This window comes from Clostridiales bacterium (assembly GCA_014799665.1).
Lineage (GTDB): Bacteria > Bacillota > Clostridia > Christensenellales > Pumilibacteraceae > Anaerocaecibacter.
In genome coordinates this window covers 1-14,899 of record JAAVHP010000025.1, presented here as the reverse complement: position 1 = coordinate 14,899, position 14,899 = coordinate 1, and the positions used below count along the sequence as shown (strand labels likewise).

Sequence of the window (14,899 nt, the reverse complement as noted above, 5' to 3'; positions counted from 1 at the left end):
TTAATACTGTTCCTTGATTTGCAGAAGCCATTCCGCAAATAACAAGGACACCAAAACTATTGCGAAGTAGAGCACGATATCGGTATCTATCCGTTCGGGCTCGACCACCCATTCGGGTTGTTCGAGAGTGTCCGCGGTCGCGAAAATATTGCTTTCCGCGGTCGGAACTTTAACGTAGAAATACTCGACCTGCCTACGCGTAGCCGAAGCAAGATCGGCGGCAAGTATAGGCTGTTCAAGACTGTAAACGCCGGGCGTCGTCACTTTGAGTGTGCTCGGGAAGGTTTCGTAAAGCAAGTTGTCGCCGTTTACCGTCGTTACTTGAAGAACATTGCCGCGCGCGTTGAGCGTTACACTGTCGTTCGCATCGAACACAAACCGATCGATCGTCGGCGGGAAGAAGTGCATGAACATATTACCCATCATTGCCGACAGCTCGGGGAAAAGCGCCGCGTACGACATTTTAACGCTGAACAGCATAGCTATGACTTTCGTCGACGGTTCGTCTTTTAACAGCAAAACGGGACTGTCATTACAGTATGCCAGTTCGTCGTAACCGTCGCTGAAGCTCACGTTGACATACTCGTTTAGCTTAATGTTATCGAAAGTTAAGTAATTGGTTATATCGTGCTTGACGCCCATAGTAAGCGGAGCTTCGTTAGGTCGACTCGTCGACCCGTTGATACCAAGCCCCGAACCGGAAGGCGCGCGGTCGGGAGACACGAGCATAACCACGCCGTCGGTAGGCATGGAGCTCGGCATTGTATATTCAAAAAGATAGAAATCGTAGTCTTTGCAGTATTCGGGATCGACTGTTTGATTTTCCCTAAGTTTAAGCTCTGTATATTCTATTTCCCAGAAATCGCCGAATACTTGGCGCAAGCTGTTAAACACCGCGCTGAAAAACGGGTTGGAGTTGGTACTGCAATACAGCACTTTGAGCGACTCTTTTTTGCCGCCGTACAGTCTGTATACATTATCGGTATCAAAGGAGTCCTCGGCGTTGGTAAAATATACGAACACGTTATCGTAAGAATAAACGGATACGTCGGGACGAACGTATACCGCGTTCTCGACGAGCGTAACGGGTTCTTCACCCACAAGCACGTGCATTTCGCCGTCGGAGTCGAAGCGGATATCCTGCTGCACGCTTACCGTTCTATTCTCGTTATTGACGCCGTAAATATCCATGCACAAAACGAGGTCCGCGGCCTTGCCGTAGCACCCGATTTCCACGTCGAATGTATAATAGTTGTTATCGGTAATCGAAGCCGTACAACCGAGAACGGCGGCATTCCACTCGCTGTCCAATGTCATATCGACGACGGTAACTCTGCCGGCGTCTACGTAGTCGGTATCGGTATACAGCAAAACCTCGGTATTGGGGTTTTCCAAAAGCACGCTACTTGCAAGGTTCATCGCCTCTTCTATATCGGAAGTGCCGTAAGTACAACCCAGATCGTCGGGATCGGCAAGCTCATCCAGTAGCGAATTAACCTCGACGATGTCCGCGTAGGTCATACGTTGGCAAACGTACGTAGGTTCGCTGTCGGCAAGAATAATGGTAATAGCTCCGCCATCCGATTTGAGCGTATCGGCAACCAAAGCTTTGACCTTATTGATCGCGCGCTCGAACCGTGTTTCTCCCAAATCGTCGGCACGCATACTCGCCGACGCGTCTATAACGGCTATCTTCTCCGCTTGGTGCGAGGTCGAGCTGCCGGGAATAAACGGTTGCGTCAAAATAAGCGCGCAGAATATAAGTACGAGCACTTGACAAATGAGAAGGAGTATGTTCCTAAACCTGCTTATGGGCAGTTTTTTCTTTTTGTATTTAAGGCTCAGCTTCCAAACAAATGTACTCGAAATTATCTTTTGCTGGTAGTTGGGTTTGAGTATATAGATAAGTATAAGCCCGATAATACCGATAAGTCCGAGCAAGCCCAAAGGCGTAAGTAAACTCATGATATTACCCCCACCTTTAACAGTTCTCCGAACAGCATCTTTTCGATAGGCTTATCCGTTTGTACCGAAATAAACTCGGCGCCGCGCGCCGCAGCAAACGAGCGAATATCCGAAATAAGATCGGACATAGCTTCCTTGTATGCAAGCTGCATTGCGCGCGTAATCTTTATTTTCATATTGCGCCCGTCTAATAAATCTTCGCTCTCGGCGTCTATGAGATGCACCCTGCCGTTGTACAGCGGGTCGTATTCCTCAGGCGACATTATTTGAACGAGTAATACCTGACGGCGTTTGTAGCAAATGTAATCAACCGCTTTTTTCCAATCGTTTTCGGTAAAGAAGTCGGATATGATTACGGTAAGACCGTCGCTCGTCCCCGTATTAGGGCAACCCGTTACCGCCGCGGCGATATCGGTTTCGCCCGAAAAGGTTATTTTTTCAAGCTCGCTTACGGCTCTGAAAAAGGGTGTTTTGCCTATAATCGTGCCAAACGGGTCCTCGGCTTTATTGCCCTTTATGAGCTTAAAGGAAAGCTTATCCATGTTATGAACCGACAAGAACCCCAAAGCAGCCGCAGTAGCTATCGAGTACGCGGCTTTTTGAGGGTCGGATTTTCCCATGGAAGCGGAGCAGTCCAAAAAAATTTGAACGTGCATTTGCCGCTCGTCAGTGAACAGCTTTAAGAAGAATTTTTCAAACCGACTGTATAAATTCCAGTCGATACGCCGAATGTCGTCGCCGAGCATATACTCGCGGTAATCGGCAAACTCAACAGTCTGTCCGTAAGTACGAACCAGATGCTTGCCGCCGAAAAATCCCGACAAATCGGTCCTCAGGTTAAGCGCCAAAGTTTCCAACCGACTGAAAAAATCATCGTTAATGTAAGAAACTTTCATTATTTACGGCCGAAGCCTTTGCGCTTGGACTTCTTGCCTTCCTCCGTCTTATTTTCGGTTGCACTTTCCTCGACGGGCGCTTCCTTGACTTCGCCTACCGCAGACTCGATTTCGGACGACGCAGTCTGTTCGACAAACGCCGCACCTTGAACCAAGGGCTCACCCTCTACTTTTGCATTAGGCGAAATGCCGTTCTTTTTGCACAGCTCGGCAATCATCATTTCGATTACCTTATCGGCGGATACGCGCGCCGCAATCGCTTCGAAGTTCATCTTCATGCGGTGACGAAGGACGGGATACGCAAGCTCGTTGATGTCGCTGTACGCAACGTTGAACCGTCCGTTCATGAGCGCCTTGACCTTTGCGGCCGATACAAGCGCTTGTCCCGCGCGCGGCGAAGCACCCAGACGCACGTACTGCTTAGCCGCTTCCGACGCGTATTCGCTGTCGGGGTGAGTTGCCGAGCAAAGGGTCATTGCATAACGCAGAACCTCTTTTGCAACGGGGATCTGATTAGCGGTCTTGCGCATTTTCAAAAGCTCGTCGCCGCTACACGCCGCTTCAGCGACCTCAGCCATGGTCTTTTGGGTCATATCGACTATATCCATAAGCTCGTCAAGCGACGGGTTGTGGACAATAAGCTTGAACATGAAACGGTCCATCTGCGCTTCGGGAAGTGGATAAGTACCGTCCTGCTCGATCGGGTTCTGCGTAGCGAGAACGAAGAAAGGCTCGTTAAGCTTGCGCGAAACACCCATAACGGTAACAGTATGCTCCTGCATGGCTTCGAGAAGCGCCGACTGCGTTTTGGGCGTGGCGCGGTTGATCTCGTCCGCAAGTATGATATTACTGAAAATAGGTCCGGGTTGGAACTGGAAGGACGAGCTTCCCGTCTTTTCGTCTTTGACGATAATGTTTGTACCCGTAACGTCGGCAGGCATCAGGTCGGGAGTGAACTGAATACGCGAGAACGGGAGATTGAATACGCGTCCGAGCGAACGCACCAAACGCGTTTTACCTACGCCGGGAACACCTTCGAGCAAGACGTTACCGCCCGCAATCATGGCGATGATCGTGCCTTCGACGACGTTCTTTTGCCCTATAACGTCACGCTCGACCTGCGCGAAAATGTTTTTGCACTGTTCGCTGAACTGCTTGATGTCCTTCTCTTCTGCCATAAAAGTTATCCAACCTCTTTTATTAGTTTTTTGAAACAAAATACCGAAATATACTTTGTGAATACTACGCAAGTACTCCGAAATACGTTTCGATTATTTTACGAAGATATTCGGGAATAGTCCCGTTGTCGGCAAGGTACTGCATTGCCAAACGGTAATACTCGTCGAATACGGCGCTGTACGGGGTTTCGCCGTCTATTACGCTATTAGAGCCGTTGTCTTCAAGCCCACCTGCGCCTCCGCCGCCGTTCTGGTTGGGATCGCCGGGATTGGACGGCGCGTTTTTATCGCCTTCGTCGTCGCCCTCTTCATCGCCGTCGTCGCTCTCATCGCTTTGGGCGAATATTGCGTAAATCACCAGGTTGTTATTTATATTTGTGTCGATACGCACGGGATTCTTGCCGAGCGAATTACCGAATTCGTCTTGCCATTCGTAGAACACAGACTCGTCGTCGGGATCGGCGGTAACCTGTAAGGTCGACTCGCCCGCCTTAACTACCTGAACGATATCGCCCAATATCTCGCCGTCGCCGGAACCGTTACCGATCGCATACTCAACCTCGTAGAAAACATCCGTCTCGGTTATGCTGTCTATAAAATCGCCGCCTTTGTCGATTATGCCTTGCGCGCTGAGCGCAGTAACCGTTGTCATTGCGGGACCTACCGCAATACCAAACACGCAAGCAAGCACGATACTCACGACCGAAGCGCCTATTTTAAGTCCTTTGCTCGAAACGGTCGACGCAACACCGACCGCGTTTTCGCGCTGTGCCGTAGCCATATAACTTTCGTCGCCGTTAAGTTCGAGCATGGTTATCATACGCTCCTGCATACCCATGCGGTCGAGCCTGCGCGCCACGTCCTCGGTAGTAGGACGGTACTTTAAGAAATATACAAGCACGCCGACAATAGCGCCTACGCCGAGACCGAGACCGATCGACAGCCATAAGCCACCCTTAAACGACGGCACGAACCACGTAATAAACGCGACAATGAATTCGACTCCGCCGCATACGGCAAGGCCCAAAAGGAACGCTTTAAGAATTCCTTCGAGAACCAATCTCTTTCTGAACTTGTTGAAGATTTCGTTTTGCATAATAGCCTCCTTTGAGATTGCAGCCGTCGTATCGTTTATTCTAACATACTTCGACAGCTTATGTCAAACAAAAACCGCCCACGCAAATAAAATGCGTCGACGGCTTTGTCAGATCCATAAATATGCTATACACTATTCGCACCGTTGCAAAACTACTTGTATAGTTATATCTATTCTACCATATATATATTCTTATGTCAAGCACAATGAGGTATGACACAAAAAATTTTTCATTCGCTTAACAATACAATTTTACTCGATCTCCAACCAAAAAGTATAAAAGTTGCTCGCCGTCATGCCGAGCTTATCTTGTAAAGCGAGGCTCGCCGCATTGTCGGCGAAGACGTCGCAAAACGGCGTTCGACCGAAGGTCATAACGTAGCCTATCATAAATTTTTCAAGCGCGCTTGCAATCCCCTTTCTTCGGAAAGCTTCGAATACTTCGAGCATACCCATAGAGCCTTCCTTATGCCTACCGATAAAGCCCGCGAGCTTGCCGTCCGCTATCGCGCCGAAAACACCCATGGTACGCATAATTTCCGCCATGCGCTCTGGCGAGTATCCCACAGGGTTATGGTTGTACGCCTTAGCCACCGTTTCGGCAAGCGACGGCGCGAGCCGCTTTATAACGACGCCCCTGGGCAAGTCGAGCTCGGGCGGCATAGCGCCCAGATAAGCAAAGCTTTTGCACGGCGGGGTTTCGAGTGAGCCTATACCGAACTCGGCAGGGTCGAGAGAGTTTGCGCCCATAACGCACGCCTCGTTACCCTTACGCAAACTCGCCTTATGCGCGGCGAACGCCGAAGCGGTGCGAAACGCGCACTTATACCAATCGCCCATGTCTACTATTGCCGCGTTCTCGTCATGAACAATCAGCTTGCCACCCTGAAAATTAACCGCGTCGAGGAGCACCTCGCGCTCTACCCTATAATCAATATCGTCAAGAATTTTCATACCGATATTGTACACTTAAAGCCGTCTCCTGTCAATCTTTTGACTAACGCAAAAGCCCGCGACTTTTCGCGGGCTCTTGTGTAGAACCAAGTATTTTTTTACGCCGCAAGTCCGGTTTCGTCGTAACCGACCGCTACGGGAGCGGACGCGCCCCAATGGATGGTAGCGCCGCTGTTCCAGCCTTCCGCCCAGCTTTTCGGCGCAAGCTCCGCGCTTGCAATGTGCGGAACGTAGATATCGGTAAGGTTAGCGCAGCCGGTAAACGCGGCCACGTTAATCGTCCTGATACCGGCGGGTAAGGTAATGCTCGTCAAGCTGTCGCAACCGTTAAATGCGTTTGCATATATAGACACACACTTGTTGCCCGCGAACGTAACGTTATTAAGAGCAGTACAACCCGTAAATGCGTTCGTGTCGACAGAAGTAGCGTCTGCGGGTATTATAAAGCTTTCGAGACTCGTGCAGCCCGCGAACGCGCGGTTACTAACCGACGTAACGACATTCGGGAGCGTTATGTTTCTAAGCGCAGTGCAATTTTCAAACGCAGACGAGAGCACGGACAATTTCTTCGACTCACCGAAGGTTACGGTAACAAGCCCCGAACCCTTGAACGAAGATCCGCCGATCTGAGTGACGGTGGCGGGAATATAAATCTGCGTCAAAGCCGTGCAATTCTCGAAAACGCTCGATTCGATAACGCGAAGGGCGTTGCCGATATTAACTGTGCTTAGCTTATCGCAGTCGATAAATGTTTTGGTTCCGATATAGCTGAACCCGTTCTGTATATTCACCGTAGTAAGCTCGGCATTCTCGGAGAACACCTTATCCTGTTTGTCGCTACCGTCGGACAGTCTGACGTTGGCGGGAAGCGTAAGCTCTACTATCTTGGTATTCTTGAACGAACTACCCATTAGCGTTTTATTACCGAGCCCGAACGACAAATTAACTACACCGCTATCTGAGAACGCGCCGGTATTGACCTTGTAAACGCCTGCGGCAATTGTTACGTCGGCAAGACTCGCGCAACCTTGGAACGCATATCTTTCTATAACCGTTATCAAATCGTCCCAGCTCACCGTCGTGAGGTTGGCGCAGTTAAAGAACGCTTTTTCAAGCAAGTATGTTTTCCGTCCGCCGAAATCGACTTCCTGCAACGCGGCGCAATCGAAGAACGCAGAGTTCGCACCGCCGATCGTGAGCGCCTTTTCACCCGCCCCAAACTTTACCTTGGCAAGGTGTGCGGTACCGCTGAACTGATTGTTATTAAATACCGTAACGCCCGCGGGAACGGTTATCTCCGTAATACCGCTATTCTTGAACACGTACGAACCGATCGCATTGAGCGCGCTGCCTTCCGCAAACTCAACGGTTTCGAGGTCGGAGCAATCCTCGAACGTGTTATTTTTTAGTGCGGCAAGCTTTGCGGGAAGCTCGATCGTACCGAGCGAAACGCATCCCTTGAACGCTTCCGCGCCCAAAATCGTAAGGTTAGTCGAAAGCGTGATAGCTTCAAGCGAAACACAGCCCTCGAACGCATTGTCGCCGACACTTACAACCGTATTGGGAAGCTCGATCGTGCCGAGCGCAGTGCAGCCCGCGAACACATTGTCGCCGATACTCACAAGCGCATTCGGAAGAATAACTTCTTCGAGCGAAACACAGCCTTCGAACGCGCTGTCGCTGATACTGATCAGCGAATTGGGAAGCGTAATCGAAGCAAGCGAAACGCAGCCCTCGAACGCACCGACTCCGATGCTGGCAAGCGTACTCGGAAGAACTATCTCTTCCAATTCGGCACAGCCATTGAACATACCGTCGTCTATGCTTGCAACACCTTCCTCGACAACGACCCTTTTCATCGCCGAGCCTGCGAATGCACCCGTCGAAACGGTCATATCGCCGGTTATCGTTATCGTGCCGGAAGCGGACAGCAATACCGATACCAGTATGTTACCCTCTTCGTATCCGCCGTTGCCGTCCGGCACTTTATTGTAAACCAACGCGCCCGAAAGAGTATAGTATTCGTTCAGGTCGTCGATTGTCAAGTCGGTTAACAGCTTGCAGTTGGGGAAAGGATTGCCGTCAATACCGGTAACGGTAGCGGGGATAAAGACCTTTGTAAGAGCCTCGCAATCGGCAAACGCGCCGTTGCCTATGCCCGTTAAACCGTTATGCAGGATCATTTCTTTGAGTCCCGTGCCCCTAAGCGCGTAATCGCCTATATACACGATTTCTTCGGGAAGCGTTATCGCTTCGAGCTTGGCGCAACCCGAGAATAAACCGGTCGGAAGCTCCGTGATCATATCGTCGCCGATTTCGAACTCTACGGTTTGAAGGTTAGCGCAATTGGCGAACACATACGACCCGTACGAGGTTACGGTCGACGGCAAAGTAAGCGTTTGAAGTCCGCTGTTGTTAAATGCCGAATTACCTATACTCGTAATATATTCGGGTATCACTATCGAAGTGAGCGACGAGCTGGTGTGAAATGCCGATATACCGATTGATTTAAGCGCCGTACCTTCACCGACAAACACAACCTCCGAAAGCTTAGGACAAACGCTGAACATATAATTGGTTATAGCGGTTATCGCGTCGGTATTAATCGTAACCTTAGTCAACGATTCATTTGCGTGGAAAATTTGAATACCGAGAGTTACGGGCGAACTCGGCAGTACCAGCTCGATTATTCCGCAACCGTCAAACGCATAGTCGCCGATATTAGTAACGTTATCCATATTTTCGACCGTAGATAAACTGCTTAAACCGTAAAACGCGCGAGTACCGATCGATATCTTTCTTTTGCCGAAGTCAACCGTCCCCAACGCCGTACCGTAGAAAGGCGCGTATATCGCGTTATTTGCGGCGGGGATTGTAAGAAGCGAAGCAGATTCTTCAAACTCGACCGTTTCGAGGTTACTGCAATTCCTAAACGCATAGAGATTGAGCGTGGCGACCGACGCGGGAATGGTTACGGACTCCAAGCCCGTGCACCCGTCGAACATATATTGCGCTATCAGAGTCGCGCCGGTCAAATCGACGTCGGTCAAATTCGTGCAGTTCGCAAACGCGTATTTACAGCCGTTAATCGTTCTGCCACCGAAATCAACCGTGGTTAATTCCGAGCAACCGCTGAATGCTCCGGTACTTGCCGACGTCGCGTCTGTTATCGTCAGTGTTTTGGTTCCGCTAGCAAAGTTCAAGGTTTGCAGACCCTTGCAGTTGTAGAATGCGCAGTTGGCGATGGTAGTAACATTTGCGGGGATCGTGACTTCAGTCAATCCCGTTGCTTGGAAGCAATATTTGGGTATTGCGGTGAACGACGCGCTCGTAGGCAACGTGACCGAGGTTAAGTTCGAGCAATTCTTAAACGTATACACGTTCGCAGTAGCCGTACCCAAAGAGGTTACTTTACTAAGGTCTATCGAACCCAAGGACGAACAATCCTGGAACACATACGTTCCGAGAGTAGTCACGTTATTTAAATCGACGGTTTGAAGACCCGTACAGCCGTTAAAGCAGTAATTCGACAGGCTCGTTACGCCGCTCGGTATGGTTATCGATTGCAAAGACGTGCACTTTTGGAATACGTACGTTCCGAAAGAAGTAACGCCGTCCATGCTGATGGTTTGAAGCCCCGTACAACCGTCGAAGGTGTAGTCCGACAATTTCGTCAAGCCGCTCGGTATGGTTATCGATTGCAAGCCCGTGCAATTCTGGAATACCTTCGTTCCGAGAGTGGTCACCTTATTTAAATCGACGGTTTGAAGCCCTTTACAGCCGTAGAAACAGTTGTTCGGTAAGCTCGTCACGCCGTTCGGTATGGTTATCGATTGCAGGGACGAACAGTTGTTGAACAAGTAAGTATTGAAAGTAGTAACCTTATCGATACCGGTAACGGTAGTAAGACTCGTACAGCCCGTAAAGAAGTAGGTTGGCAAGCTCACCGCCCTATTGTTCCAATTAACGGTAACAAGGCTTTTGCAATTGTAGAAAGGCGAAGAAGTACTGCCCGAGTAGAAGTTTACGGCGGTCGATACTTCGGCTTCGGCAAACGTAACCGTAACAAGACCGGTATCTCTGAATACCGCGCCTGCGGAGTTGCTCGTGCCCAGCTTGACTACGCTGCCGGGAATGGTTATAGCGCCTAACGAAGAGCAATAGGAAAACGCTTCCCTGCCAAACGATTGAATACTGTGTTTCCCGTCGCTTAGCGCCGCAAAGATAACGCCTTCGCCCGCAGATATTCCCTTACTCTCGTCCGCTACAACGCCTTTACCGAGGTCGGTACAGTAGCTGAACGCATAGTCGCCTATCGCCGTAACGGTATTGGGAATAGTAATGCTTTTAAGTGCAGTGCATCCGTAGAAAGTATAATTGCCGATTGTTTGAAGAGTGCTGTTGCCATCATCATTAACGGCAAAGGTAACGCTTTGCAGATACGGATTGCCGTAAAACGCAGACTCGCCTATTGCGGTTATGCCTTTGGGCACGGTAAATGAGGTAGCCGTATTTGTAGGCGAATACCAGGTTAATGTATCGCCGTTGCTATTGGTCAGGTACTCGGTAGGATTGGTCGTGCTTCCGTCCGAAGCATAAACGGTTACGTCGGTTAATTTCGTTAACCCTATTCTCCTGCTTTCGATAACAATATCCTGCGGCGCGGTAACCGAGGTTATCGACGTATCTTTAAAAGCGTTGTCGCCGACAGAAACCACGTTTTTGGGAATGGCTATCGAGATTAACGGCGCACTGTCGAAAGCGTTCTTGCCTATGCTCGTCAGTCTGCAATTGGCTGCGAATTCGACTTCCGAAAGTGCCGTACACTTGTAAAATGCCTGAATACCGAGCGTTTTCAACCGCGCAGGGAAGCTTATGCTTTCAAGCGCCGTGCAGCTATAGAAAGCGCCGTAGGAGTAAGTGCCGTCTTTATCGTTGAAAACGAGATCGTTTAGCGCCGCTTTTTGCTCCGCCGTATGACTGTCGGTATAAGCCTTGGTGTCCTCTTCGAACAACACTTCCGTTAAATAGATCGCTTGATAGAATGCGTCCGTTTCTATGAACTGCACTCTCGAATCTATTACGACCGAGGTTTTACCCCTAGGACAAATGAGCAAGGTTTTGTATCCTGCCGAATACAGTAAGCCTTGATCGTCCGTAACGTATTTGGCACAACCCGACTCCACAACAAACCTTTCCAGAGAATAATCGTTGGTGAACGCCGTGTAGGTGCCCTGACTTGATTTGACATAGATAAGGCTCGTTATTTTTTCGCCCGCGTTTGTGCCGGTTGCATTGGAACGCGGCGCCAAACGCTTAGGCAATGCGACCGATACCAAGGACGTGCACTCGGCGAAAGCATTCATTCCGATCGACAATCCACCGGTGGAAATCTCTTTATCCGTATGGTATGCATAAGCGTCGTTCGCGTCTACTGCGTCGTTAGTCGCATAAGTAACGGACGTTAACGCACTGCAACCGTAAAACGCATAAATACCTATGCCCACGTCGGTATTGGACGTATCGTGAATACCGCCCGCTATATTTATCGATGTCAAGCTTGCACAGCCGTAGAACGCATAGTCGGGTATGCGCTTCAATCTGTCGGGAAGCTCTATATTTATTAAGGACGTGCAATACGAAAATGCGCCGTTATAAGTGGTGGAACCACCGCCTTGACCACCGCTGCTCGTCGTGGTCGTTCCGTTGTCGATAGTCAGTTCTACGGTGCTATCTTCAAATGTAACCGTAGTAAGAGCCAAACATCTATCGAACGCGCTGTTTTCGATCGTATGGACCTTTGCGGGTATTTCGATTGAGCCAAGCGACGTGCAGTTATAGAACGTACCTTTACCGATAGTGGTAAGATCGTTTACGAGCGCGCCGTTTTCGTCCACCCTGTGAGCGAACGTAACGGAAGCCAGTTTGGTACAACCGTAGAACGAACCGTTGCTGTTGTTAAGATTGGAGGCATATCCCTCCTTAGACAACGTTTTCACTGTGGACGGAATGGTTATACTCGACAAGCTCTCGCAGGAGTTGAACGCTGTAGTGCCGATATAAACAAGACCTTCGGGCAAATTAATGGATTCCAAGTTCTTGCAGTTATAGAACGCATACTTCTTCATTGTGATATCGGCATGGTTCTCGTTATTTTCGTCGGTTTCGAACACGACCTCACGCAAATTGGTGCAACCGCTGAACGCGTATTCGCCTATCAAGGTAATGCCGCTCGGGATAACTACCCGTACTATGCTCGTGTTATTTTGGAATACGCCGTCACCCAATCGGGTCAGCTTTGCGGGAAGCCTAAACTCGCCCGTCTTAGTGGTCGGGACGAAGAGGATACCCGTTATATCGCCGTCCACGTCGAGCTCGTAAATTACGTTATCCTCGACCATGTATCCTACGTTATTCTCCGAGCAGGTTACGGTGGTAATATTTCTGCACCCGCGCAAAAAACCCGAATTTATGCTCACGGCGTATTTGGGAACGTAGAAGCTCGTTAAACCGGTACAACCGTTGAATGCACTGTCGCCTATCGAAAGATCGGCGCCGAGCTCGTCGTCGACAAATCCTATTGTTTTAAGCGCGGAGCAGCTTATAAACGCGCTGTCGCCTATTTCCTCCAGGCTTGCGGGGAAATCGATTCGACTGAGTTTATTACAACGAGCGAACGCGCTGTCGCCTATTCTCGTTAAGGACTCGGGCAAATCGATTTCCGTGAGAGCCGAACAGATCATAAAGGCTTGCGCACCGATTGTAGTTAAGCCCGACCCGAGCGTTACGGAAGCCAAGCCCGTACAACTATAAAAAGCGTTGTCGCCTATTTCAGTGACGGTATTGGGAATATCTATACTTTTTAATGCGGAACAGTTATAAAACGCCGAATCGCCTATTTTTCTGACGTCCGTTCCCGTTTGGAAATCAACCGAGGTCAGAGTCTTACAACCGTAGAACGCACGCTCGTCGATAATAAGCGTATTCGAGCTATCGGCGTCCTCGGGGCCTTTAAACGTGACTTCGGCAAGCGCAGTGCAACTCTCGAACGCGCCCGATTCGATTTTTGTTATCCAAGCCGGAATTTCTACACTTGTTAATTTTGCCGCCTGGTAGAAAGCGTTGGCGCCGATTACGGCTATGCGCGAATCTATATTACAGTCTTCCTTTCCTATAGGGAAATAAATCAATCGCCTGTCGGCGCTCTCCACAAGCATATCGTCGACTATATAGTACCTATTGTTGGTCTCTATATCTATTTTAGAGATATTCTTGCAGTTATTGAAAATCTTGGAATTAAAGCCCGAGATATGCGCGGGTAGCGTTACGCCGGATAAAAGACCGCAATTGCGGATCGCACTTTCCTCTATTACGAGTTGTTCGAGATTTTTGTTCTCAACGTTCTTACTAAACGTAATATCCGCTAAGTTTTGGCAGTCGTATATAGCATTGGCGTAAATATTCCTTACGCCGGTAGGGATAATTATCTTCGAAACCTCGCAGCTTCTGAAAGCGTACGCGGGAATTGCTTCCACTACATCGGGAACGGTATAAACGCCGTCCTCGCAGACGACCGCTTGCGGAACGAACTTCAATTCGTAATCGCTCGTCCGCTCGTTAAACGCAATAAGCGCACCGTTTGCGGAGCTGTATACGGGATCGCTGTTGCCCGCCTCATAAATTGTTACCTCTTTAAGATTAGAGCATTTATAAAATGCGCTGCTGTCTACCTCGATCGTAGTTACCGTATTCGGTATGGAAATGCTTTCAAGGTTTGAACAATAGCTAAACGCGTTGCTGTCTATAACCCTCACATATTTTTCGCCGTGAACACCGTCGTTGTAGCTAACGGGAAGAGTTATGTGCTTAATGGTAGAGCTTGACAGATTGGAGTTTTTTACGACGGAGTACGCTTCACTGTTTTCAAGATAAGCGAAATCAAAGCCAACTATATACCGCGCGTATGCAGTGCCGCCGTAGCGGTTAGCCCACTCTTCCACGCTCTTTCCTCGTTCATCGGTGTACTGTATACCGCCTGTCGGCGCGCTGAACCAACCGAGGAATATGTATCTCGCATCATTCGGCGTAGGCACCTCGAACTCAAAGTCGCTCCGGTACTGCGCAAGTCCTTGACCGGTCGAACCTGTGGGTGCGCGCCCGTCACCGTAATTAAGATTTACCGCATACTTCGCATTGTTCCAGTTAGCAAACAGCATGAGGTCGCCTGCGGTGTTGAACACCGTCGTTTTGTCCAGCTTCTGTCCGTTGCCGTTAGCCCCGCCGACCGAGTTGTACCAGCCCGCAAACTCATACCCCGACGCTTCCGGAGGTTCGGGAAGTACTAGCTCGTCGCCTATCGCTACGTACTTATCCGCAACGGACATTCCCGCAGCACCCTGCGTATCGAACTTTACGGTATACGCATATACGTTTATCTCTTCGGTCTCGTTAGCGTTGCTTACGGTTATCTTATTGTCGCCCGCTTTCGTCAGCGTTATCCTTGTCGACGTCTTTCCGTCCGTTATTGTCTTTACAGTCGTGCCGTTGACCTTGACCGTATAATCGCTTACGTTCAATACAGGTCGCCAGCTCACTATTCCGCTCTCGTACTTGACCGTTCCTTTTATGCTCGTCCTTACTTCGTATTCGTCAGACCATAAAGAACTTTCGCTCGCGTTGTTTCCTACTGCCTGTACTGTTATTTTATCCGTCGTTACGTTCGTGATTTTACTGAGGTCGAGGGTATTGCTCTGTGCAGGATAAGTCTTATCCCCGATCTTTACCACATAGCTCTTTGCGTCCGTTACTTT

At 49.5% G+C, this 14,899-nt stretch carries 6 protein-coding genes; all 6 read right to left on the bottom strand.

Going from position 1 to position 14,899, the window contains the following annotated elements; all coding sequences use genetic code 11:
• A complete protein-coding gene (locus HDT28_07805; GenBank protein MBD5132471.1) occupies positions 1-1,965 on the bottom strand; it encodes a VWA domain-containing protein in 1,965 nt (654 codons plus the stop codon).
• Complete coding sequence (locus HDT28_07800) at positions 1,962-2,861, bottom strand: DUF58 domain-containing protein (protein ID MBD5132470.1); 900 nt, start codon at positions 2,859-2,861, stop codon at positions 1,962-1,964. The genes HDT28_07805 and HDT28_07800 overlap by 4 nt, the downstream gene beginning before the upstream one ends.
• Positions 2,861-4,039 (bottom strand): MoxR family ATPase, encoded by a 1,179-nt coding sequence (locus HDT28_07795; GenBank protein MBD5132469.1) that lies wholly within the window; start codon positions 4,037-4,039, stop codon positions 2,861-2,863. Before HDT28_07795 ends, HDT28_07800 begins: the two co-directional genes overlap by 1 nt.
• 64 nt (positions 4,040-4,103) lie before the next feature.
• On the bottom strand, positions 4,104-5,135 hold the full coding sequence (locus tag HDT28_07790; GenBank protein ID MBD5132468.1) for a DUF4175 domain-containing protein: 1,032 nt from the start codon (positions 5,133-5,135) through the stop codon (positions 4,104-4,106).
• 252 nt (positions 5,136-5,387) lie between these two features.
• Entirely contained in the window at positions 5,388-6,089 is a 702-nt protein-coding gene (locus HDT28_07785) for a GNAT family N-acetyltransferase (protein MBD5132467.1), read from the bottom strand.
• A gap of 98 nt (positions 6,090-6,187) precedes the next feature.
• On the bottom strand, positions 6,188-14,899 hold an 8,712-nt coding region (locus HDT28_07780; protein ID MBD5132466.1), incomplete at its 5' end, for a leucine-rich repeat protein.

Coding starts and splice junctions, on each gene's coding strand:
- HDT28_07800 (MBD5132470.1), bottom strand. CDS start 2,861: ATGAAAGTTTCTTACATTAACGATGATTTTTTCAGTCGGTTGGAAACT.
- HDT28_07795 (MBD5132469.1), bottom strand. CDS start 4,039: ATGGCAGAAGAGAAGGACATCAAGCAGTTCAGCGAACAGTGCAAAAAC.
- HDT28_07805 (MBD5132471.1), bottom strand. CDS start 1,965: ATGAGTTTACTTACGCCTTTGGGCTTGCTCGGACTTATCGGTATTATC.
- HDT28_07790 (MBD5132468.1), bottom strand. CDS start 5,135: ATGCAAAACGAAATCTTCAACAAGTTCAGAAAGAGATTGGTTCTCGAA.
- HDT28_07785 (MBD5132467.1), bottom strand. CDS start 6,089: ATGAAAATTCTTGACGATATTGATTATAGGGTAGAGCGCGAGGTGCTC.